Raw genomic sequence first — 23,119 nt, forward strand, 5'->3', positions numbered from 1 at the left:
AGAAAGGAGATTATTATGGAAGAACAAGTACCGCATGAAATAAAAACCCCTGCCGGTCACGTCTATCGCTTGAAACAGCCCCTGTATAAGCAGCCTTTGTTTTGGACGACCATCATTAGCTGTGTCATGCTTGTATTCATGACCCTCGTGGTGGCTGGTTTAAGTATTTTTAACTTTGCCTTTCTAGGGCATAGTGCTCGAACTGCAGTTTATCAAGATAGTTATAAACATCACCGTCTGGGAGACAGCGTGCGTTTTGAAAATGGAATGAAAATCACTGTTCAATATATTCATGTGGACTCCAAAGAGCGGATGAAAGGGCAAGCAACAGGAGCAACGATTACCGCCAAAGTCATTATCGAAAATACCTCTAGCGAATCTCTCCCTCTCAATGTCTATGACTTTGATTTACAAGACGAAATGGGAGAATCCTATGTCTTGGATGACGCTACTTTTGACACTGCCAACATAAAAGAGGAGCTTGCGGTGGGCGAAAAGGTGGAATGGAAGCTGATGTATGACGGTGAGGACGGCTCGCAGCAGCCCTATACTCTCGCTTATGACAATGTCAGGTGGGGAGAAGCCAAAAGCGTGAAGTTTTAGAAATTTTCAGCAGAAGAACAGTAAAAGGCTGTGGACGAATCTGTCCACAGCCTTTTATCATGCATGTTCGTTTAAACAATTCCTTGGGCAATCATCGCATTGGCAATATTTTCAAAAGCAGCAATGTTTGCTCCGGCTAGATAATCGTTACCAAGATCGTAGTTTTCAGCGGTTGTCTTAGCAGTGTTGAAAATATTTGTCATGATGTTTTGGAGACGACTATCAACTTCCTCACGCGTCCATGAAAGACGGAGGCTATTTTGGCTCATTTCGAGTGCAGATACAGCAACTCCACCAGCATTGGCGGCTTTAGCAGGACCATAAAGGAGATTATGTTCTTTGTAAACGGCAATAGCATCCAAATTGCTTGGCATATTGGCACCTTCTGATACACAGCGAACTCCTTGAGCAACCAAGCGTTTTGCTGCTTCACCGTTGATTTCATTTTGAGTAGCACATGGCAAGGCAATGTCGAATGCACCTTCGTAAGTCCAGACAGAGCCTTCGTAATAAGTAGCACTTGCTCTTTCAGCAGCGTATTCTGTCAGGCGAGCACGGCGTTTTACTTTCACATCTACCAGAAGATCAAAGTCAACTCCGTCCTTGTCAATGATATAGCCATTTGAATCAGACACAGAAATGACTTTAGCACCGAGGGCGGTTGCTTTTTGCACAGCATATTGAGCTACATTTCCGGCACCAGATACGACAACAGTCTTTCCGTCAAAACTTTCACCGTTTGCTTTGAGCATTTCTTGCGTATAGTAAACAAGACCGTAACCAGTTGCTTCTGGGCGGATTAGAGAACCTCCAAATCCAAGTGGTTTACCAGTCAAGACACCAGCATCAAATTGGCGTAGGCGTTTGTATTGTCCGTAAAGATAGCCAATCTCGCGTCCACCGACCCCAATATCACCAGCAGGAACGTCAAGAGAAGAGCCAATGTATTTTTGCAATTCTGTCATGAAGCTTTGGCAGAAACGCATGACTTCAGCGTCTGTCTTGCCTTTTGGATCAAAGTCAGAACCACCTTTACCACCGCCGATTGGTAGTCCAGTCAAAACATTTTTAAAGATTTGTTCAAATCCGAGAAATTTCAAAATCCCTTGATTAACCGTTGGGTGGAAACGAAGACCGCCCTTATATGGTCCAACTGCGGAATTAAATTGCACACGGTAACCGCGATTGACTTGAACTTTGCCGTCGCAATCAACCCAAGGAACACGGAAACTAATCACACGTTCTGGCTCGGTAATGCGTGCCAAAATGTTTTCTTCAATGTATTCAGGATGTTTTTCAAAAACGGGCTCAAGCGTGTTTAAAAATTCTTCCACCGCTTGCAGAAATTCTGCTTCGTGAGCATTGCGAGCTTTCACCAATTCAAAAGTGTTTTGGATATATTCTTTAGCAGTTGTCATAGACTTCTCCTTAAATAAGATACGAGGACGGTTAAAAGTCGTACAAAAATAGGAGGCTGACGCCGTGTTCGATGAACACTAGGGAGCCTATCTTTTTTGCTAGACTTTCGTCCGAGTTCAGTGTATGTTATATTTTGTTACGTGTGTCATTATAGCAGAAAATTTTTGTGCTGTAAAGAAAAAAGTTGAATTTTCTGAAAATTCCGACATAAAATTTACAACAAAATCCTGCTCAGCAAAAATTCATTTGCTTATCCCGAACATTTTTTTCTTCTATTCTGTTCAAAGAGTCATATTTCTGCTTTTAGTGATACAATAGAAAAAACTAAAGGAGTATTTCATGTCATCAACTCAAACACAAATCGCTGGTTTTTCTTTTGACAACTGCCTGATGAATGCGGCTGGAGTGGCCTGTATGACGATTGAAGAGTTAGAAGAAGTTAAAGACTCAGCTGCGGGAACCTTTGTCACCAAAACAGCTACTTTGCAAGCGCGAGCAGGAAATCCCGAACCGCGCTACCAAGATGTGCCGCTTGGCTCGATCAATTCAATGGGGCTGCCCAATCATGGACTGGACTATTATTTGGATTACTTGTTAGAATTACAACAGACAGAACCAAACCGAATCTTCTTTTTGTCGCTGGTAGGTCTGTCGCTAGAAGAAACCCATGCCCTTTTGAAAAAGGTGCAAGCTAGTGACTTTAAAGGCTTGACCGAGCTCAATCTATCTTGTCCCAATGTTCCCGGCAAACCACAAATCGCTTATGATTTTGAGACGACGGAAAAGATCTTGAGTGAAGTGTTTGACTATTTCACCAAGCCATTGGGCATTAAATTACCACCATATTTTGATATGGCACATTTTGATCAAGCGGCAGCTATTTTTAATAAATTTCCTCTTTCTTTTGTCAACTGTGTCAATTCAATTGGTAACGGGCTGTATATTAACGATGAAACAGTTGTCATTCGTCCGAAAAATGGCTTTGGCGGAATTGGTGGTGAGTACATTAAACCAACTGCACTTGCTAATGTTCATGCTTTTTATCAACGACTTAATCCTTCGATTCAAATCATCGGTACGGGCGGTGTATTGACAGGGCGGGACGCTTTTGAGCACATTCTTTGCGGAGCCAGTATGGTGCAAGTTGGAACAACGCTGCATAAAGAAGGTGTAGGGGCTTTTGAGCGCATTACAAATGAGCTGAAAGCGATTATGGCAGAAAAAGGCTATGAAAGCATAGAAGATTTTCGTGGGAAGTTGAACTATCTGGATTAAGCCAGAGTAGTGTTTGACAGTTCATTGCCATATCATTCTCAAGAAAGTTCTAATCAAATCCTTATAATATTTTAGAGATTTATGAGAAAATAAGAACAAAGAAATGAGGTGTTTTTATGGCTGAAATTTATCTAGCAGGTGGCTGCTTTTGGGGCTTGGAAGAATACTTTTCCCGTATCACAGGTGTAACTGATACAACTGTCGGTTATGCCAATGGGCAGGTAGAATCCACTAATTATCAGCTGATTCATCAAACCGATCATGCTGAAACCGTTCAGGTGACTTATGATGAAAATCTGGTTAGCTTGCGAGAAATTCTGCTCTACTATTTCCGTGTGATTGATCCGCTGTCTATCAATAAGCAAGGAAACGATATTGGTCGTCAATACCGCACAGGGATTTATTATACAAAAGATATTGATGTATCAGTTATTAACGAAGTCGTGAAAGAGCAAGATCGTCAATTCGGTCAGAAGATTGCAGTGGAAGTAGAACCGCTGCGCCATTATGTATTGGCAGAGGATTATCATCAAGATTACCTCAAGAAAAATCCTGGTGGTTATTGCCATATCAATGTTAATGACGCCTATCAGCCTTTAGTGGATCCGGGACAGTATGAGAAACCGAGTGAAAATGCTTTAAAGGAAAACTTGTCCGAGGAAGCCTATCAGGTCACTCAACATTCTGCAACCGAACGACCATTTCATAACGAATATTTTGCAACGTTTGAAGAAGGCATTTATGTAGATGTGACAACGGGAGAACCGCTTTTCTTTGCCAGTGATAAGTTTGATTCGGGTTGTGGTTGGCCGAGTTTTACAAGACCAATTGCCAAAGATGTGATTAAGTATTATCAAGATAAAAGTCATGGTATGGAGCGAATTGAGGTGCGGTCGCGTTCAGGAAATGCACACTTAGGTCATGTTTTCACAGATGGTCCACAGGATCAAGGTGGACTTCGCTACTGTATCAATTCCGCGGCATTGCGCTTTATTAAAAAAGAAGACATGGAAGCTGCAGGATATGGCTACTTGCTTTTATATATGAAGTAAGGTCGGTAGAATAAACAGGGAACAGAGCTAGATAGTCCTGGCTGCTTCGTAATTATTTGTAAGCGCGGAGCTGGATAATAATCGCTAGTTTGAAAACTGATTATGTACGAAACAAACGTTGTAGTGATTGATTGCTCAAAGTATTGCAGATAGGATTTGCGGAGTAAATTTCAATGTTTTTCCTATTTTTAAAAGCTTGCTATTTGATGCGGATTTTGCTACAATAACTAAAAAATTCAATGAAAACATATAATCTCCATAATAGGGTTGGAGAGTTTCTACCGTCTTACCGTAAATAAGCGTGGCTTTGTCCTTAGTTATGTTGTCAGATACAAATAGAGCATAGGGTAATGTGAAATGATTGTCCCACACGACTTTTGTTTTTGCGATTACTACGCTGACAAATGCACAGTAATTGAATGCCTTGTGACTCTTATTTAAAGGAGAAGCGATGAAAGTATTTAAACAGGTGAATTTGGTGACATGTGATGCAGATTTTCATGTCTATCGAAATGGGCTGCTAGTGGTAAACGAGGACAGGATTGTTTATTGTGGGAATGAGGACGCCACTTGGGAAGCGCGGGCAGATGAGACAGTAGATTGTGAGGGAGCTTGGCTTATGCCGGGTCTAGTCAATTGCCATACCCACTCTGCTATGACCACCCTTCGTGGCATTCGAGATGACAGCAATCTCCATGAATGGCTAGAAGATTATATCTGGCCGGCAGAAAGCGAGTTTACACCAGAGGTGACAACAAAAGCTGTCAAGCTGGCTCTTACAGAAATGCTTCAGACTGGGACAACGACCTTTAATGATATGTACAATCCCAACGGTGTTGAAATTGGGCAGATTTATGAGGTCGTAGCACGTTCTAAAATGCGTTGTTATTTTTCACCGACTTTGTTTAGCTCAGATGTGGATACGGCAGAAGAAACTTTAGCACGCACTCGGGTCATTATTGAGAAAATTTTATCTTACAATGATGACCGCTTTAAAGTAATGGTAGCACCACATGCGCCATATAGTTGCAGTAAGGATTTGCTAAAAGGAAGCTTGGAGCTGGCGCGTGAATTACAGCTGAAATTGCATATCCATGTGGCAGAAACACAAGCAGAAAATGGCATAATTTTAGAGCGCTATGGAAAACGCCCACTTGCTTTCTTGAAAGAATTAGGCTATCTGGAACATGAGGGGATTTTTGCCCACGGTGTGGAATTAAATGAGCGAGAAATTGCAGAACTAACAGCCTCTAAGATTCATATCGCCCACAATCCCATCAGCAATCTCAAATTAGCATCTGGCATCGCTCCCGTAACAGACTTGATTCAAGCTGGCGTGACAGTCGGACTTGCAACGGACTCGGTCGCTTCCAATAATAATTTGGATATGTTTGAAGAAAGTCGTACTGCTGCTCTTTTACAAAAAATGCGCACAGGTGGCGCCACTCAATTTACCATTGAGCAGGCTTTGAAAACAATGACAATTGAAGGTGCCAAAGCGCTCGGCATGGATGATCAAATCGGCAGTCTAGAAGTTGGCAAACAAGCAGATTTTTTAATTATTCAGCCAAAAGGTAAAGTACACTTGTATCCAGAAGAAAAGATGCTTTCCCATCTCATTTATGCTGTCAAGGGAAATGATGTTAAAGATGTCTATATAGCAGGTGAGCAAGTTGTAAAAGACGGACAAGTCCTGACGATGGATGTAGTTATGTAAAAATGAAAGTTCTAAAGGAATCTTTGAAGAACCTCTTTGACACAATAGAGGTTCTTTCTTTATAAATATTTCAGACAAATTAGTAAGTCCATCTTGTATTGTATAGTAAAAATTAGAGGTTCGTAACAATTGTTCTAACCTCTAATTTTTGTAATAAGTATAACAAGCTTATGAGCCATAATGAAGCTAAATGGATAAAAACTCCTTTTGCAGACAAAGCGCAACGCCAGCTGTTGCACCAGTGAAGTCATTGTAGGGCTCGATAATGAGTTCAGGCAAGTCTTTGAAGAGTAGTTTTGGTTGTTGTGAGATTTCTTGATAGAAAGCTGCAATGACTTTGTCATCAGTCAAGATGGGACTGTGCAGATAAATTTTCTTTGCATCAATCATCATGCTAAGATTTAGCAGGGATTGTGCCAAATACTTAAATGCCAAATGAAGGAGATTGAGAATAGCTTGGTCTCCTAAGTTATATGCTGTGAGGATAGTTTGAATCGTGATCTCTTCTTTATCTGTGACAAGTGATTTTAAATGTGTCAACTCGGCAGTTTCAAAGATGATTTTTGCTTTTTTTATCAGCCAGCTTTCACTAGCATAAGTCTGCAAACAGCCTCTGCGTCCGCAACCACAGACTTCTCCGTCAGGACAAACGACGGTATGACCAATTTCGCCGATGACAATATTGCTTTTGCCGTAGATTTTGCCGTTGTACATATAAGAGCAGTGCATCCCCCGTGCAAAATGAAAATAGATAAAATTCTCATCCAGTTGGTAAGCAGAAAAAAGGCGCTTTGCTAGTGCCATGCAATTGACATTATTAGAAAAGTAAATTGGAAAAGAAAACTCGTTTTTAATCTTCGCTAGATCAAATTGTTTCCATGTTTGATTGTTTGTTGTAATCAAGTCATTGTGCAAATAGCGTCCAGGGATAGCTACTCCCACGGCTTGAATTGTATAGGAATTGTTCCGAAAAATGAATTGTTCAAGTAAATGACAAAATAAATCAGCGCCTTCTGCTAGAATTTTTTCCAAGGTGACGGTTGCTTTATCTTTATCAATCACATTTCCTGTATTATCACTCAACACAAAAGAAAAGTATTTTTCAGACAGTTCACAGCCGATAAAATAAGAGTGCTGTTTTTTTATACCCAAGAGGATTTTCTTGCGTCCGACTTTTGCGTGTTCTTCATCTTCCCCCAGCTCATACAGCAGTTTTTCTTGGATCAAACTTCCTGTAATCGCACTAACTGTAGCAGGAGTAATGCCCGTCTCTTTTGAAATATCAATGCGAGAAATTGGCCCCTTGGCGTAAATTTTATCTAAAATAATTGTTCGTAACTCAGCTTGTTTTTTCGTTTGATTCATTATCTACCATCCTTCCCTGCATCTATTATATATTGATTATAAAAAATTATCAAATAGAAGTGAAAGCGCTTGACTTTTTGGAGTAATTGTTTTAAAATATAATTAAAAAGTAAGATAAAGTTGATTTTATCTGCTGATTAATAATATATTATAACCAAAGGAGATTGTAAAGATGGACAAATTTTTACAAGAGAAGTTAATGCCCATTGCCATTAAGCTGGGAAATAATAAAGGCTTAGTGGCAATTCGGGATGGAATTACGCTTGCAGTACCATTACTGTTGATTGGTTCTTTGTTTATGGTTATTGCTAGTTTTCCTGTTCCAGGATGGGAAGCTTATTTGACAAAAATTGGGGTTTCTGCCTATCTATGGAAAGGCGTGGATAGTAGTTTTGGTCTGATTGGTTTGGTAGCCAGTTTTGGGATTGCCTACTATATGAGCCGCCAATACAAAGTGGATGGGATTCCTTCTGGGATTATCTCGCTTGCTGCCTTTATCACAGTGACACCATTCCTTGCTACTAAAACAGGAAACGGTGTTCCCACAGCATTTTTAGCTTCACAAGGCCTTTTTGTAGCAATCATTCTTGGTTTGGTAAATGGTTATATCTATCAATGGTTCATCAATCATAATGTCCAAATTAAAATGCCTGATGGTGTTCCACCGGCAGTTTCAAAAAGTTTCAGCGCCATTATTCCAGGTGCAGTGATTATCACAGGTTGGTTGTTGGTTTATGCCCTTTTAGCAAGTTTAAAACTACCAAATTTGCATGCAGTAGCTCAAACTGTTTTAGGAAAACCGCTAGGCCTACTAGGTAATAATTTATTTGGTTTGATGATTCTAGTTGCTTTAAATAGTTCATTCTGGTTTGTTGGACTTCATGGAGGCAATGTTGTCAATGCGGTTATGAAACCATTGTGGCTTTCGAATCTCGATGCCAATAAAGTTGCTTATCAGGCAGGGGAAAAACTACCGCATATCTTTACCAGTGTCTTTATGGATAATTTTGTCTTCATTGGCGGTGGCGGCGCAACTATTGGCTTGGTATTAGCGATTGGTTATTTGGCGAAAAAGAGAAAATCAAGCAAACAAATCAAAACACTGGCACCTATTACAGTGGTTCCAGGTTTGTTCAATATCAATGAGCCAACGATGTTTGGTGTTCCAATTGTCTTAAATATCTTGCTTCTGTTCCCATTCATTTTGGCACCGATTGCGAATCTCATCGTTGCATGGTCATCCATGGCAAGTGGTCTTGTACCGTTAACATATACTGACCCAGGTTGGACAACTCCTCCGATTATTAGTGGCTTGCTGGCAACGGGAAGTTTTAAAGCGTCTATTTTACAAGCTGTTCTTATTGTAATTGATATTTTAATCTATATTCCATTTGTGATTGCTATTGAAAAACGCTTTAAAGCAGAAGAAAATCAGTAGGGAGATGAGAATATGAAACGATTAATTAGTGCAAATCCTTCGGAAATTTTGAATATGACAGCCCAAGAGCTCAAGCAAAGCATTCAAGCGAGTGAAGGGCGGGTTGTCCTATCTGAAAATGTGGTCATTCGTGAAACCTTTATCGGAGATATCACCAATGCTGAAATTGCAAGAGCGTTCGGCGCAGATATGATTTTACTGAATTGTTTAGATGTTTTTCAGCCAGAAATATTTGGCTTAGATTGTAAAAAAGAGCAAATTGTTCACGAATTGCATCGCTTGGTGGGAGCTCCGATTGGAGTGAATTTAGAACCTGTTGATTTGGAAGCTGATATGTTGGAAGAAGTACAAGTGATTGCTGCCGGTCGGCAAGCTAGTCAGGCTTCTTTTGAGCAAATCGAAAAATTAGGTTTTGATTTTGTTTGTTTGACAGGTAATCCTGGTACAGGCGTCAGCAATAAAGAGATTATTGCTGCGGTGAAATTGGCTAAACAGTATTTCTCAGGTTTGATTATAGCTGGGAAAATGCACGGTGCAGGAGTGTCTGAGCCGGTTGCAGATCTTCAGACAGCTGAACAATTATTAGAAGCGGGTGCAGATGTGATTTTGGTGCCAGCCGTTGGAACGGTTCCTGCTTTCAACGATGAAGAAATGAGAGCTGTCGTAGATCTAGTACATAGTAAAAGAGGTTTAGTCTTAAGCGCTATTGGCACTAGCCAAGAGACATCAGATGTGGATACGATTAAACAAATCGCACTTCGCAATAAAATTTGTGGTGTGGATATTCAACATATTGGAGATGCAGGCTATGGTGGTTTGGCAGTAGTGGATAATATTTATGCACTGAGCAATACAATTCGTGGCATTCGGCATACTGTGTCACGTTTAGCAAGATCCGTTAATCGGTAGACAGTAATCATTTGATAAAATAGAAGGGGTAAACATGGCTAAAACGACCATTATGCTAGCATGTGCTGCGGGCATGAGTACCAGCTTGCTTGTCACAAAAATGCAAGCTGCAGCAGATGAAAAAGGATTAGATACAGAGATTTTTGCAGTCCCAGCTCAGGAAGTGGACGACATAATTTTGGAGAAAAAAGTAGATGTTTTGCTATTAGGTCCACAGGTGCGCTATCTTTTAGATCAATTCACAGAAAAGTTAGCTCAAAAGAATATCCCAATTGGAGTTATCCCAATGGTGGATTATGGCATGATGAATGGTTCAAAGGTATTGGCATTAGCTGAGGAACTGATCGGAGGCTAGAAGGACTAATATGGAAAATACACAGTTAGAAAGTGTTATGTCACTGATTATGCATAGTGGCGAAGCCAAAAGTAATGCTTTTGAAGCGATTCAAAAAGCTAAAAAAGGCTGTTTTGAAGAAGCGCGTGAAAAGTTAAAAGCAGCAGATGAGGCATTAGTTTTAGCACACAAGTCACAGACAGTGATGCTGACACAGGAAGCTCAAGGTGAAAAAATTGAGCTCAGTCTTTTGATGGTGCATGCTCAAGATCACTTGATGACGAGCTTAACGTTTATTGATTTAGCAAAAGAAGTTGTTGCAGTATATGAACGACTAAATCAAATAGTTAAATAATCTAATAACATTCTCTTTAAGAACTTTGATAGGTTGAACGACTTGTCAAAGTTTTTTTAAATAATTAACAGACGATTATTTTATTTATCCCCTGATAATTATTTAAAATAGTTTTAGAAATGTAGCGTTACAATAGATGTGAGACCTGAGTACCAAAAAAGAAGAAACCTTGATATGATTAGTTCTGACACAACCATCAAAAAAAGGAATCTTCTCATGAATAGTATACCACAAAACATCCGCTACCTGCCACATACTTTGGATACACGCTATCACGCTGTCAAAACCTATCGCAACGGTACCTCTGTCGCCTTTATCTGTCGGAGATACAAAGTCTCAAAAGCCTCTCTTATGCGTTGGAATAAACGGTTTGATGGAAGCAAAGAATCTCTATGTGACAAATCCCATCGCCCTCTGACGCCTCATCCAAATAGTCACACCAATGAAGAAATCAATTGGATCAAACACTGTATCCGCCACAATCCTAAAGCTACTCTGATTGAAATCTTCTACAAACTCAAAACAAACAAAGGTTACCACAGACATCCTTGCTCCCTCTTTCGCATCCTGAGAAAATTAGGCTTCTTCAAAGCTCCTAAAGAAAAGAAAAAGACCTACAAACCAAAACCCTACCATACGCCGACCGAAATCGGAGTGAAATGGCAAATGGATGTCAAATATGTCCCAAAACACTGTTACACCGGCTCTATCCCTGATAAATTCTATCAGTATACTGTCATCGACGAAGCTTCCAGAGAGCGATTTATCTATCCTTTTAAGGAGCAAAGCTCTCATTCTACGGTTCAATTTTTGAAATTGGCTATTCGTCATTTTGGTTATCAGCCCAAAATCCTGCAAATAGATAATGGTGTTAAATTTACACACTTTAGAGAGACCAAGCAAGTCCACCCGCTTGACCTTCTTTGTGAGAAGTTGGGGATTGAGCATAAATGTATTAAACCTCGAACACCTCGACACAATGGCAAGGTAGAACGAAGCCATCGCAATGACAATAAACGATTCTACAAACATCTCCAGTTTTATTCCTATGCCGATCTCATCAAACAGATGGAGCGCTATCTCTACAAATCTAATCGATTGCCCATGCAAACTTTAAACTGGATGTCACCTATCGAAATAAGAAAAAATCTACAAGGAGCTAGCTCCTTGTAGAGAATACCATATCAAGTTTTTTGATAACTTTCGTTTGGTCTCACATCATTGACAAACGTACATAATTATTTAAAATAGTTTTAGAAACCGCTTGCATTTTTAGAAACTTGTGTTATACTTAATTCATGGATTGTTACTGGTCATGCAGGCAAAACCTAGACAAATACGAGATATGAAGTAGGGGAACTGCTTTCTATTTGGTATGTGTTTAGGTTTTTTTGTTACCGTTGTTCTATATTTATATGTGCAACAACACAGCTGACCTAAAAAATAAAGGAGGTCCATTATGGCAAAAGATTATACTGACTTGGCTCAAGATATTGTTGCTCACGTTGGTGGTAAGGAAAATATCATCAAGTTAGTGCACTGTGTGACGCGTTTGCGTTTTTCTCTGAAAGATGAGAGCAAGGCAGATACGGAATACTTGAAAAATAGAGACGGTATTGTAACGGTTGTAAAAGCTGGTGGACAATACCAAGTGGTGATTGGGAACCACGTGCCAGATGTGTATGCGGCGGTCATTAAGGAAGCAGGTATTTCTGGTGAGGATAGTATTGATGTGGATGAAGGAGATGTTCCGCAAGGCAATCTATTTGACCGATTTATCGCTTTGATCTCAGGACTTTTCCAACCAATGCTGGGAGCTCTTTCTGCAGCTGGTATGATCAAAGGTGTGGTTGCCATTATGGCAGCTTGTGGCGTTAAGACGACTGACGGCGCTTATGTCATATTAAATGCCGCTGGTGATGGATTCTTCCAATTCTTACCATTGATTCTGGCTTTGACTGCTGCTAAGCGGTTTAAAATGGAAAAATTCACAGCGCTTGCGATTGGCTTTGCCTTGGTCTATCCAAATATTGCAGCTAGCTTTACAGGTGCCAAACCACTCTATACGCTATTTGCAGGAACTTTTATTGAGTCAAAAATCTACGCAACTTTCTTAGGTTTGCCGATTATCTTCCCTGCTTCTAGTTATCTATCAACTGTATTGCCAATCATTCTAGCAATTTGGGTCGGCTCAAAAATTGAAAAATTCTTTAAACAAATCATTCCAGATGTTGTCAAAGTCTTTATTGTTCCATTCTTTGTAATTTTAATTACTGTACCGTTATCATTTCTTGTCATTGGACCAGTCATGACATGGGCTTCTGATATAGTCGGTGCTATTTTCACAGGTATTTATAGCTTCAGTCCAATTATTTATGGAATTATTCTGGGTGCTTTGTGGCAAGTGCTGGTTATGTTCGGTCTCCACTGGGGATTGGTGCCGCTTGCAATTTTGGAATTACAAAAAGGACCAGGTGTCATTCTTGTAGCTTCCATTGCTATTTGCTTTGCACAAGCAGGAGCATTACTCAATATCTTCTTGCGTACAAAAGAAGAAAAAGTCAAACAATTGGCTATTCCAGCTTTTATCTCGGCTTTGTTTGGGGTAACAGAACCAGCTATTTACGGGATTACCTTGCCAATGCGAACACCATTTATTATGACTTGTATTGCTGGTGCAGTTCAAGGGGCTTATCTCGCTTTCTTTAATGCCAAAATGCAAGTAATGGGAGGAATGGGACTCTTTGCGATTCCGTCTTTCATTGATCCAAAAGACTCACTATTACTCATTCACTTCCTTGTAGCAATTGCAATCAGCTTTGTTCTTGGATTTGTATTGACTCAACTTACAAAAATTCCAACTCTTTATGATGGGGCACAAGAAGTCGCTGCTGAAGAAATCAGTCTGCCAGTTGAAGAGATTGCTCCTGAGCAAGTCATCACAGCTCCGCTTAGCGGGAAAGTGGTCGCACTCGAAGATACGCCTGATGCTGTTTTTGCAAGTGGTGCAATGGGTCAAGGGATAGCAATTGAGCCTAGCGTTGGCGAAGTTGTCGCTCCTGCTGACGGTGTGATTCGTCTGCTTTTCCCAACCAACCATGCGATTGGCTTAGCGACTGATGATGGCGCTGAAATCTTGATTTACGTGGGCATGGATACAGTCGCTCTTGAAGGAGAAGGCTTTATGGCACATGTTACTCAAGGCTCAAAGGTCAAGGCGGGTCAATTATTGCTAAGCTTTGATATAGATACTATCAAAAAAGCAGGTTATCCTGTTACAACTCCAATCATTGTAACCAATACAGCTGATTATAAGACAGTTGAAGCATTAGCTGGCGGCGATGTGAAACTAGGCGATGATTTGCTGAAAGTAAGTAAATAATCTAAGAAAAGGACAAGCAAAATTTGTAGAGTTCCAAAACAGTTGGTCGAAAAAATCAACTAGAGCTACTACAAGCATGCTTTGTCCTTTTTATTATTTATCATTTCCTGCGTCATGTTTGCTTCTTTGTGCTACAATGTAGATAGAGGAGAATGGAACATGAAAAGATCAGAACGAAAAATACAGTCAGCAACTAATTGGCAGTTTATTTTAGGCTTGCTTTGCGTAGTGTTTTTAGTAGCAAGTGGGATTTTATTAGCTGAGAAAATAAACGATAGCGTTAAGACAAAGCCGACAAAAACAAGTATTGTACAAAAGAAAAAAACGTCCTCTTCCCTAAACGGTGTACAGACGGCTCGTATCATGGCAAATGGGGATTTGCTGTATCATGACCTTCTATATATGAGTGTTTTACAGTCAGACGGGACGTATGATTTCACAGAGAATTATCAATATGTCAAGCCTTGGTTGAAAAAGGCGGACTTGGTATTAGGAGACTTCGAAGGGACTATCCGACCAAATTATCCTTTGGCGGGTTACCCACTGTTCAATGCGCCAGAGTCGGTGGTGTCAGCTATCAAAGATGCTGGTTATCAAGTTGTGGATTTGGCACACAACCACATTTTGGATTCTCAATTGGAAGGTGTTTTTTCAACGGCAAAAGCATTTGAGCAGCACGGAATTACACCAATTGGGGTTTACACTCATGAAAATCGGGATAAATCGTCACTTGTCATTAAAAAAGTAAATGGGATTAAAATTGCGCTCTTGGCTTATTCCTATGGATTTAATGGCTTAGAGGAAAATATCTCTCAGGCAGACTACAATCATCATTTGTCGGATTTAAATGAAGAAAAGATGAAAAAAGAAATTAAGCAAGCCGAAAAAGAAGCTGATATAACCGTTGTCATGCCTCAGATGGGGGTTGAATATCAATTGGAACCGACACAGGAGCAAAAAACTCTTTATCATAAGATGATTGAGTGGGGAGCAGATATTATTTTCGGCGGACATCCGCATGTCGTTGAACCATCAGAGGTCGTCACACAAAATGGACAAAAGAAATTCATTATCTATTCTATGGGAAATTTTATCTCCAATCAGCGAATCGAGACAATGGACGGTGTGGAAAATAAGAAATGGACAGAACGCGGCGTGCTCATGGACGTGACGGTTGAAAAATCAAAGAAAGGGACGATTATCAAGGAGGTACAGGCACATCCGAGTTGGGTGAGTCGTGTGGCGAAAGGGACGTATTCACCGGAAGGCTATCCTCTCTACACCTACCAGACCTATATTTTAGAAGATTTCATTGAAGGTGGAAAATACCGTAATCAATTAGACCAAGCCACCAAAGAACGAATTGACACAGCTTATCAGGAAATGAATGAGCATGTAAATTTGAAATGGGACGAATGAGTTTATTTCTTTAGAGAAAAAAGACCAGAGATTCTTGCATGAAGAATTTCTGGCTTTTTGCTTTCGATATAATTCAGTAATAGGATAGAAGAGTTTTACCATGCATAATTTGGCTCAGTACAACTTACCATTGCATGTAGCAATTCTTCTGGACTAACAATTTTCAACCCAGCATAAACAGGATCTTGAACCATATAAGAAGGATCTATGTAATATATATAGGCAACATCTGAACCATCTGCTGTCAAGCCATATCCTACACCAATAACATTATGCTCTCCACTTCTACCTGGATACATTTTTGAATTATCAATAGTATAATACATTGGATAGCCGTCATTGATATTTTGAATTAGACGCTTTTTGAATCGTTTCATATCTTCTGAATCAGAATTAGGATTCGCTACAGTTGCTAAACGATAACCTGCTTGATTTCCTGACGGTACATCGTAGCCAAACAAATGGCGATTTAAAACTTTTATGGCATTGCTATTATGAGTTCCAAAAGTTTCATCTGTTCCCATTTCGTTGGCTAACTGGGCTTGGTCAACCTGAAGACCTCTACTTGCAAGTATCATGGATACTGTGGCTGGAGCACAGTAATTCCACCGTCGTTGGACAATTGTAGAGATGTTTAGTTGAACTTTTTTTCCTCCTGCATGACTGTCTTTGTCTGTGTTATCTATAGATTCAGAGGGGACCTTTTCATTTGCAGTTGAAGCATTGCTTTCTTCAGGAGTTGCGGTTTGAGAAGAACTTGTCTGACTTGAACTAGAAGCACTTTGTTGAGAAGTAGAAAAATGAGAGCTTTGCGTTTGCTTGATTTTAACAGTATCTAATGACTTCGCTGGTGCTGTTTTTCCGTGAGTACATGCAGTGATAAGAATGAAAACTAATAAGAAAACGATTGACGAATGTATGTCTTTTTTCATAATTTTATCTCCTCTTATTCCTCAAAATCATCATGCTGCATTTTTAACTTTAATTCCATGAATCCGTTTACATTTTTGGTGTACCATTTATGTTACAGTTTTTCAATCTTTTCTGGGTTGTAAAAAATCTTATTTACCCACTTGGAAAACTGTTTACCTAACCAGAGTGCAAAAAAGAGATTGCTGATAATGATGAGAACGCCAATGAGACTGAAAACAAGAAGTTCAATTGTGTTGATATGAAGTAAAGTGGTGGTTTTCCAAATGATAATACTGCTAACTGGTAAGCATAGGATAGAGGTCGCAAGAGCTGGGATATAGCGCCTAAGCCAGATAGCTTGCAGGATATGAACCACCAGATGAAGAGCAAAAGCCACAAATCCTCCTAGCCAGATGAGATAAAGTAGGCGGGTGTGGTAAAAAAGAGCAAAGAAAGAAATGAGGGATACCACGACAAATTCCTCTACTACAGCTAGTGTGAAACCTTCTGTGGATAAGCTTTTGTGGGTATTTAAAATGAAGGCAGCTTTTTTCTCCAGTAGTTTTTCATTTTGCTCTATCCACGGCATGAAACCAATGATTTCTTCTAAATCATGAAAAATGAAAAGCAGTGGAAATAACCAGATAATATCTTTCATGGAATCCCTCCTTGTTATTTTTTACGATATTGACTAGGAGTTAGTTGGTAATACTTTTTAAACTGACGATTGAAGTTAGAGAGATTGTTAAAGCCAGACTGTGTAGCAATTTCTAGGATGGGCAAGGTAGAGTGTTGCAAGAGTTCAGCCGCTTTTCGCAAGCGAAATTGAATCACGTATTCCATGCAAGATACCCCAAGATGTTTCTTAAAGAAATTCATGAAATGGGTATCGCTGTAACCACAAATTTGAGCAAGCTGATCAATCGTGAGTTCCTCTTGATAATGACTACCGATATAGTCAATGATGGTACGGATTTTTTCTTCCTTGCGATAGCCTTCTAAGGATTGCTCTTTTGAAATCACATAGCCATTTTCAAATAAGAGAAAAAAGAGTTGGTTGAGCTGGGCTTTGAGCTGAAATTCAAAATACTCTGTATGATAATAGCCTGTTTTCATGGCATCAAGTAGACACTGCCGAATGTCTGCATAGGCTGGCTGATTGGGCTTGATGACACGAACAAAATCCAGCTGACCATTATAAAGCGGCTGCAAATATTCAATACTAGCTTGATCCATAGCAGAATAGCCCATTAAGTCCAAATGAAAGTTAATCGCATCCATATAGTGGCGTTGATTTTCAATCGGGTGAATGGAGTGAAGAGCGTTGGGACGAATCAGGATAATATCACCTGCTTCACTATTAAAGTAATCATAATCAATGTGAAACTGCGCAGTTCCCTCATGAACATAAACCAGTTCAACATCCGTATGCCAATGAAAGAGAATGTCCGGCTGACCGTTTTTTGTAATGGTTCGTGTGAGAGAATAAGGAGTGCCTTGATTTTTGTAAACGATATCTTTGTGTAATGTTCCCAGATCCATAAGTGTTGCTTCTTTCGTAGAATAATATCAATTTATAAGAGAATTGTGTTAGAAAATACTCTTGTCTAAGATTATAATATAATTAAGTAAAAAATAAAAGAGGTAAAAGTCATGAGTAAATTTCCAGCAGATTTTCTTTGGGGCGGTGCAACAGCTGCCAATCAATACGAAGGAGCTTACAATGTGGACGGGAAAGGTCTTTCAGTTCAAGATGTGACACCAAAAGGCGGCATGCCAGCTAAAGCAGGTGATCTCAATCCTTTGATTACAGATGAGCCAACACTAGACAATCTTAAATTAGAAGGGATTGACTTTTATCATCGTTACAAAGAAGACATTGCCCTTTTTGCAGAAATGGGCTTCAAGGTCTATCGTACTTCCATTGCATGGTCACGGATTTTCCCAAATGGTGATGAAACGGAGCCAAATGAAGCAGGTCTAAAGTTTTATGATGATCTCTTTGATGAATTGGCAAAATATGGCATTGAACCTTTAGTGACTTTGTCGCACTATGAAACACCGCTACACTTGGCACGCAAGTACAATGGTTGGGCAAATCGTGATTTGATTGGTTTTTATGAGCGCTATGTACGCACTGTCTTTACTCGCTACAAAGACAAGGTGAAATATTGGTTGACCTTTAATGAAATCAACTCCGTTCTTCACGCACCGTTTATGAGTGGAGGAATTGCAACACCAGTAGAAGAATTGTCCAAGCAAGACCTTTATCAAGCAGTCCATCACGAACTAGTGGCATCAGCTCTTGCAACGAAGATTGGGCATGAAATCAATCCAGACTTTAAGATTGGTTGTATGGTACTAGCCATGCCAGCTTATCCGATGACGCCAAAACCAGAGGACATACTGGCTGCCCGTGAGTTTGAAAATCAAAACTATCTCTTTTCAGATATTCATGCGCGTGGAAAATACCCAGCATATATGAACCGTTTCTTCAAGGAAAATGGAATTGAGATTCAATTTGCGCCGGGTGATAAGAAATTGATGGCAGAACATACCGTGGACTTCATCTCCTTCTCTTATTATATGAGTGTGGTTCAAGCTCATGATCCAGAAAGTTATTCTTCTGGTCGTGGAAATGTTCTAGGTGGTCTGCAAAACCCTTATCTAACTGCTTCAGAATGGGGGTGGCAAGTTGACCCAATTGGTCTGCGTCTAGTTCTCAATGCTTTCTATGACCGCTACCAGTTGCCACTCTTTATCGTAGAAAATGGTCTCGGGGCTAAAGATGTCTTGGTAGATGGTCCTAATGGTCCAACTGTTGAAGATGATTATCGTATTGATTATCTTCAACAACATTTGCAACAGGTTGGTGAAGCCATTGAAGATGGTGTTGAACTCTGGGGCTATACCACTTGGGGCTGTATTGACCTCGTGTCTGCTTCAACAGCTCAAATGAGCAAGCGTTACGGATTTATCTATGTTGACCGAAACGACGATGGAACAGGGACTTTGGCTCGCTACAAGAAGAAATCATTTGATTGGTATAAAGAAGTTATTGCAACGAACGGAGAAAAACTCTATGAAGATTGAACATGCAGCTCTTTATGTTCGAGATTTAGAAGGGGCTAAACGCTTCTTTGAAACCTATTTTGAAGTGAAAAGTAATCAGCTCTACCATAATCAGAAAACAGGTTTTCAGTCTTATTTCCTTAGCTTTGACGAAGGAGCAAGATTGGAAATCATGACCCGAAAGGAAGGTTTAGCAGAGAACAACCAAGAACTTCTCTTTTTGGGCTATCATCATTTGGCTTTTAGTCTAGGAAGCAGAGAAAAGGTAGATGAATTGACAGCGAGGCTTCAAGCAGACGGCTATCAGCTTTTAAGCGGACCGCGTCTGACAGGTGATGGTTACTATGAAAGCTGCATTCTGGGTTTAGAAGGCAATCAGATTGAATTGACAGTATAATTTGATAAATTTGCTCCTTATAAATAGAGAGTGGGACAGACATCAATCATTTGAAGAATGTGATTTTTCAGCAAGTCCTAATTTCTAGTTGCTGACCTAAAACAGCCTACTGGACTGTTTTACTCCCACCTCCGCACAAGTTGGTTAGGATAGCCACTATCGCCGGTATAACAAGGGATAAGGTTATCCAACCAACCACTGCGTCTTGCAAGCTAAACGATAAAATGCATGAGGCTGAGATACTTTTTGCTCAGCCTCTTTTTTCATGTTAAACAGATGAACTGAAAGTTGTAACATAGACATTATTAGAAAGAAAATATGCAAGTGCAGTTCTCTGTTATTTTTGCCTTAAAAATTTTCCAAATAGAGAAATCGCTTTGATTTTCCTCCTTTTCAGTCGTATTTATTGCCAAAGGTCAAAAAAGACAAACCTCAAAAAGAAGTTTGTCTCGCGTTTTATAAGGGATCACTAAATAGTCACAAGAGCTGTCGTCGCGTACAACTTAACCCCAAAATTTCTTAGCGATTTCTTGGCCTTGTTTGATTTTAGCCCATTGCTGCGGGATAGCCAACTCATTGCCAGAATCACAAGAGGCAAAACCGCATTGATGTGACAGCAGCAAACGTTCCTTAGGCAAAATGGTGCTGGCTTGTTCTAATAACTTGAGAACACGTTCTTCATCATCAAGATCAGTTGTCTTACTGGAAAGGAGTCCAAGAACAACCTCAGCATCTTTATCTTTAAGAGAAGCAAGAGCCTTCAAATCACCTGAGACGTCACTGTCCCATTCTAAGAAGAAGCGGTCATAGTGTTGATCACGCAAGAATTTTTCCGCAATGGCTTCATAAGTTCCGCCTGAAGCAGACCGGCTTTCATAATTTCCACGGCAGTTGTGTGTCCAAACTTTCAGTCCTAATTGATGTCCATAATCAGCCACTTCGTTATTGATTGCAATGAATTCATCAGCTAAATCAGCCAGCGCAGCATTGCCATCGGCAAAAAATGAAGCAGGATTTGATTCGTCAAAAAGTTCCCAAAGGCAGTCGTCAAACTGGATAATTTCACCGCCAGCTTCTTTATATTCCGCCAAGAATTCTTTGTAAGCCTTGATGAGACCGACCTTTAATTCTTCATTTGTTTTGTAAACTTGATCATCGCCAGCCAGCCCATCAAAGATAGCCAGTTCTGTGTAAGCATGAGCAGGTCCCCAAATGGTTAATTTGGTTTGTGTATCACCAGCTTCTTCCTTGAGCAATTTGTAAATGTCTAAGAAATGATGATTCTTCCCTGAAAGAGGCTCAGTGATACAGATACCAATGTCTTTGCGAGTCTCATACTGTCCGCCATCATGGTCTTGGAAAGTGTAACCATGATCTGCAATATAGCGTTCAATACCTTTAAGACCCCAAACAAAGTCTAAATGCCACATTGATTTTGAGTATTCTCCGTCTGTTAGAATATCAATACCGTTTGCCTTCTCATCAGCAATCACTTTTTTTATCGCTGCTGTCTCTGTTTCAAGATAGCCGGGAAAATTGTCGTAAAATGGATAGTGAATATCATCACGATGTTCGATTTTATTTTTGTAGGCAAGGAGGTTGGCTGGGCGAAGAAGAGAGCCAACAAGTTGAAATTTTGATTGTGTCATGTCAAAAGTCTCTTTCTAAATTTCTTACTTTTTATTGTACACAAGCTAAGCACTTTTGAAAAATAGTTAATTTAGAGGAAGGGATATAGCTTAAAACTATATCCGAAAAGACCAATCCTTGCTTGAATACAATTGTTTCCTCTTCACCCCTCTTTTTGGTAAAATAGAAGAAAAAGGTTTGTTTACTATTTTTTAAATGTGCTATAATCCTTTTGAAATAGGATGTAAATGTAGCCAATCCTGTCCTGTATTATCTAAGCAAAATTACAGAAATAGCAAAAGGATAGTTTTACATCATGAAATAAATGAACGTTGGGATTTGAATTTGAAATGAATGATTGTTAGAGGTGATAACATGCCAATTAAGATGATTGTGACTGATATGGATGGCACGCTCTTAGATGAAAAAGGAGAATTCGATCGCGACCGGTTGAAAAATATATTGGATGAGCTGGACAAGCGGGAGATTCGATTTGTGGTGGCAACGGGCAATGAAATTCACCGAATGCACTTGTTATTTGGTGATTTGTTGGAGCGCGTGACCTTGATTGCTGCAAATGGAGCGCGGATTTTTGATAAAAACGAGGTACTGCTGGGTACATGTTGGTCTCCAGACTTGGTGGAACAGGTCTTGTCTTACTTTGAAGGGAGAGAACGTGATGTGCACCTCGTTGTCACAGCTGAAAATGGCGCTTTTGTCAAAACGGGAACGATTTTCCCTATGATTGAAAAAGTCATGACAGCAGAAATGGCGCAAGAATTTTACCGAAAGATAAACTTTGTCGAAACATTACGTCCAGACGATTTTCCGCAAGTTCTGAAAATGAGTATGGTGGTAAACGAGCAAGTAGCAGTTCAGGCTACTCGACAGCTCAATCAGGATTTTGCAGACACATTAAATGCGGTCACAAGCGGCTATGGAGCGATTGACATTTTGCAAAAAGGGATCCATAAAGCTTGGGGGTTAGAGCAATTGATGCAAAAATGGGAAATTCAAGAGCAGGAAATCATGGCCTTTGGAGATAGTGAAAATGACATTGAAATGCTGCAATTAGCTGGGGTTTCCTATGCTATGGAGAATGCGGATCCTAAAACCAAGGCAGTTGCCAATCACCTTGCACCAGCAAATACAGAGGCGGGCGTCCTGACAGTATTAGAGAACTATTTGAGCAAAGGAGAGAGTCAATGGCTGTCCAACTATTAGAAGAATGGTTGTTAAATGAGCAAGAGCAGATCAGACAAAAGTACCACGATTTGAATCGTATATCCGTCAAAGACCCCGATGTACTTTTTCTGGGAGATTCTATCGTAGAGTATTTTCCCTTACATGAGTTATTTAAAACGTCAAAAACACTAATAAACCGTGGAATTCGAGGTTATCGGTCGGATTTGCTACTAGAGCATTTAGGATCTCTTTTATTTGGGCAGGCAGTTGATAAGGTCTTTCTCCTTATCGGTACCAATGATATTGGCAAGGAAATCCCCCAGCAAGAAACAGTAAAAAATGTGGAAAGTATCATCCAAACGATTGCTAGGAATTATCCTCTTGCAGAAATCTGCCTTCTGTCTGTTTTACCAGTCAATGAAAGCCCTACTTACAAAAAGCGCGTTCATCTAAGAAGCAATCGAAAAATTCAAAGTCTCAACCATGTCTATCAAGAGTTGACTTCTGCTTATATGAATGTGACTTTTGTAAATGTCTATGACGACCTACTAGACGAAACAGGACAATTAAAAGAAGCATTTACCACTGACGGGCTGCATTTGACGGTCGCAGGCTATCAAATGCTGGCAGAGCGAATAGCAGAATAGTTGTAATCT

At 39.9% G+C, this 23,119-nt stretch carries 21 protein-coding genes and 1 riboswitch; of the genes, 15 read left to right on the forward strand and 6 right to left on the reverse strand.

Annotation, left to right across the window (positions count from 1 at the left end; all coding sequences use genetic code 11):
- Positions 1 to 15 precede the first annotated feature (15 nt).
- Positions 16 to 603: a DUF4352 domain-containing protein gene (locus IYQ91_RS05330; protein ID WP_126467758.1), complete on the forward strand. Its 588-nt coding sequence runs from the start codon at positions 16 to 18 to the stop codon at positions 601 to 603.
- Positions 604 to 674: 71 nt separating this feature from the next.
- Here IYQ91_RS05330 and gdhA read toward each other — a convergent pair whose 3' ends face one another.
- Entirely contained in the window at positions 675 to 2,021 is a 1,347-nt protein-coding gene (gene gdhA, locus IYQ91_RS05335; protein WP_195673282.1) for an NADP-specific glutamate dehydrogenase, read from the reverse strand.
- A gap of 340 nt (positions 2,022 to 2,361) precedes the next feature.
- Between gdhA and IYQ91_RS05340 the strand changes: the two genes are divergently transcribed.
- The 3 genes from IYQ91_RS05340 to IYQ91_RS05350 all read left to right on the forward strand — a co-directional run bounded on the left by IYQ91_RS05340 (position 2,362) and on the right by IYQ91_RS05350 (position 6,066).
- Positions 2,362 to 3,297 carry a dihydroorotate oxidase gene (locus IYQ91_RS05340; RefSeq protein ID WP_126467754.1) on the forward strand — a complete coding sequence of 312 codons (936 nt, stop codon included), beginning with the start codon at positions 2,362 to 2,364 and terminating at the stop codon, positions 3,295 to 3,297.
- Positions 3,298 to 3,413: 116 nt separating this feature from the next.
- Positions 3,414 to 4,349 (forward strand): peptide-methionine (R)-S-oxide reductase MsrB, encoded by a 936-nt coding sequence (gene msrB / locus IYQ91_RS05345; RefSeq protein WP_195673283.1) that lies wholly within the window; start codon positions 3,414 to 3,416, stop codon positions 4,347 to 4,349.
- Between the two features lie 225 nt (positions 4,350 to 4,574).
- Positions 4,575 to 4,677, forward strand: a riboswitch (purine riboswitch).
- A 123-nt stretch (positions 4,678 to 4,800) separates the two neighbouring features.
- Entirely contained in the window at positions 4,801 to 6,066 is a 1,266-nt protein-coding gene (locus IYQ91_RS05350; protein ID WP_195673284.1) for a TRZ/ATZ family protein, read from the forward strand.
- A gap of 186 nt (positions 6,067 to 6,252) precedes the next feature.
- Here the strand turns inward: IYQ91_RS05350 and IYQ91_RS05355 are convergent, their stop codons facing one another.
- Positions 6,253 to 7,431, reverse strand: coding sequence for an ROK family transcriptional regulator (locus IYQ91_RS05355; protein ID WP_195673285.1), 1,179 nt, complete (start codon positions 7,429 to 7,431; stop codon positions 6,253 to 6,255).
- 172 nt (positions 7,432 to 7,603) lie between these two features.
- Between IYQ91_RS05355 and IYQ91_RS05360 the strand changes: the two genes are divergently transcribed.
- From IYQ91_RS05360 to IYQ91_RS05390, 7 genes are all read left to right on the forward strand, one after another.
- Complete coding sequence (locus IYQ91_RS05360) at positions 7,604 to 8,869, forward strand: PTS sugar transporter subunit IIC (protein WP_003074590.1); 1,266 nt, start codon at positions 7,604 to 7,606, stop codon at positions 8,867 to 8,869.
- 12 nt (positions 8,870 to 8,881) lie between these two features.
- Entirely contained in the window at positions 8,882 to 9,778 is an 897-nt protein-coding gene (locus IYQ91_RS05365) for a haloacid dehalogenase-like hydrolase (RefSeq protein ID WP_195673286.1), read from the forward strand.
- 34 nt (positions 9,779 to 9,812) lie between these two features.
- Positions 9,813 to 10,133, forward strand: a complete 321-nt coding sequence (locus IYQ91_RS05370; protein ID WP_195673287.1) for a PTS sugar transporter subunit IIB — start codon at positions 9,813 to 9,815, stop codon at positions 10,131 to 10,133.
- A 10-nt stretch (positions 10,134 to 10,143) separates the two neighbouring features.
- Positions 10,144 to 10,467, forward strand: a complete 324-nt coding sequence (locus IYQ91_RS05375; RefSeq protein ID WP_195673288.1) for a PTS lactose/cellobiose transporter subunit IIA — start codon at positions 10,144 to 10,146, stop codon at positions 10,465 to 10,467.
- 216 nt (positions 10,468 to 10,683) lie between these two features.
- A complete protein-coding gene (locus IYQ91_RS05380) occupies positions 10,684 to 11,640 on the forward strand; it encodes a DDE-type integrase/transposase/recombinase (RefSeq protein ID WP_195673289.1) in 957 nt (318 codons plus the stop codon).
- 286 nt (positions 11,641 to 11,926) lie between these two features.
- Positions 11,927 to 13,849, forward strand: a complete 1,923-nt coding sequence (locus IYQ91_RS05385) for a beta-glucoside-specific PTS transporter subunit IIABC (protein WP_195673290.1) — start codon at positions 11,927 to 11,929, stop codon at positions 13,847 to 13,849.
- Positions 13,850 to 14,008: 159 nt separating this feature from the next.
- Positions 14,009 to 15,268, forward strand: a complete 1,260-nt coding sequence (locus IYQ91_RS05390; protein WP_195673291.1) for a CapA family protein — start codon at positions 14,009 to 14,011, stop codon at positions 15,266 to 15,268.
- 95 nt (positions 15,269 to 15,363) lie between these two features.
- On the opposite strand, the gene IYQ91_RS05395 is transcribed toward IYQ91_RS05390, so the two are convergent.
- The 3 genes from IYQ91_RS05395 to IYQ91_RS05405 form a co-directional block, all read right to left on the reverse strand.
- On the reverse strand, positions 15,364 to 16,200 hold the full coding sequence (locus IYQ91_RS05395) for a C39 family peptidase (RefSeq protein WP_022526481.1): 837 nt from the start codon (positions 16,198 to 16,200) through the stop codon (positions 15,364 to 15,366).
- Positions 16,201 to 16,292: 92 nt separating this feature from the next.
- A complete protein-coding gene (locus IYQ91_RS05400) occupies positions 16,293 to 16,838 on the reverse strand; it encodes an HXXEE domain-containing protein (RefSeq protein WP_126467736.1) in 546 nt (181 codons plus the stop codon).
- A gap of 14 nt (positions 16,839 to 16,852) precedes the next feature.
- Positions 16,853 to 17,722 carry an AraC family transcriptional regulator gene (locus IYQ91_RS05405; protein ID WP_195673292.1) on the reverse strand — a complete coding sequence of 290 codons (870 nt, stop codon included), beginning with the start codon at positions 17,720 to 17,722 and terminating at the stop codon, positions 16,853 to 16,855.
- Positions 17,723 to 17,833: 111 nt separating this feature from the next.
- Here IYQ91_RS05405 and IYQ91_RS05410 point away from each other — a divergent pair, with 111 nt between their 5' ends.
- A complete protein-coding gene (locus tag IYQ91_RS05410; protein WP_195673293.1) occupies positions 17,834 to 19,273 on the forward strand; it encodes a glycoside hydrolase family 1 protein in 1,440 nt (479 codons plus the stop codon).
- Entirely contained in the window at positions 19,263 to 19,649 is a 387-nt protein-coding gene (locus IYQ91_RS05415; RefSeq protein WP_070836308.1) for a VOC family protein, read from the forward strand. The genes IYQ91_RS05410 and IYQ91_RS05415 overlap by 11 nt, the downstream gene beginning before the upstream one ends.
- Before the next feature lie 503 nt (positions 19,650 to 20,152).
- On the opposite strand, the gene IYQ91_RS05420 is transcribed toward IYQ91_RS05415, so the two are convergent.
- Positions 20,153 to 21,298, reverse strand: coding sequence for a cobalamin-independent methionine synthase II family protein (locus IYQ91_RS05420; protein WP_195673294.1), 1,146 nt, complete (start codon positions 21,296 to 21,298; stop codon positions 20,153 to 20,155).
- Positions 21,299 to 21,653: 355 nt separating this feature from the next.
- Here IYQ91_RS05420 and IYQ91_RS05425 point away from each other — a divergent pair, with 355 nt between their 5' ends.
- On the forward strand, positions 21,654 to 22,502 hold the full coding sequence (locus tag IYQ91_RS05425; RefSeq protein WP_195673295.1) for a Cof-type HAD-IIB family hydrolase: 849 nt from the start codon (positions 21,654 to 21,656) through the stop codon (positions 22,500 to 22,502).
- Positions 22,484 to 23,110: an SGNH/GDSL hydrolase family protein gene (locus IYQ91_RS05430; RefSeq protein ID WP_195673296.1), complete on the forward strand. Its 627-nt coding sequence runs from the start codon at positions 22,484 to 22,486 to the stop codon at positions 23,108 to 23,110. The genes IYQ91_RS05425 and IYQ91_RS05430 overlap by 19 nt, the downstream gene beginning before the upstream one ends.
- The last annotated feature ends 9 nt before the right edge of the window (positions 23,111 to 23,119 follow it).

Origin of the sequence: Streptococcus sp. HF-2466 (genome assembly GCF_015594645.1) — a bacterium.
GTDB lineage: Bacteria > Bacillota > Bacilli > Lactobacillales > Streptococcaceae > Streptococcus > Streptococcus anginosus.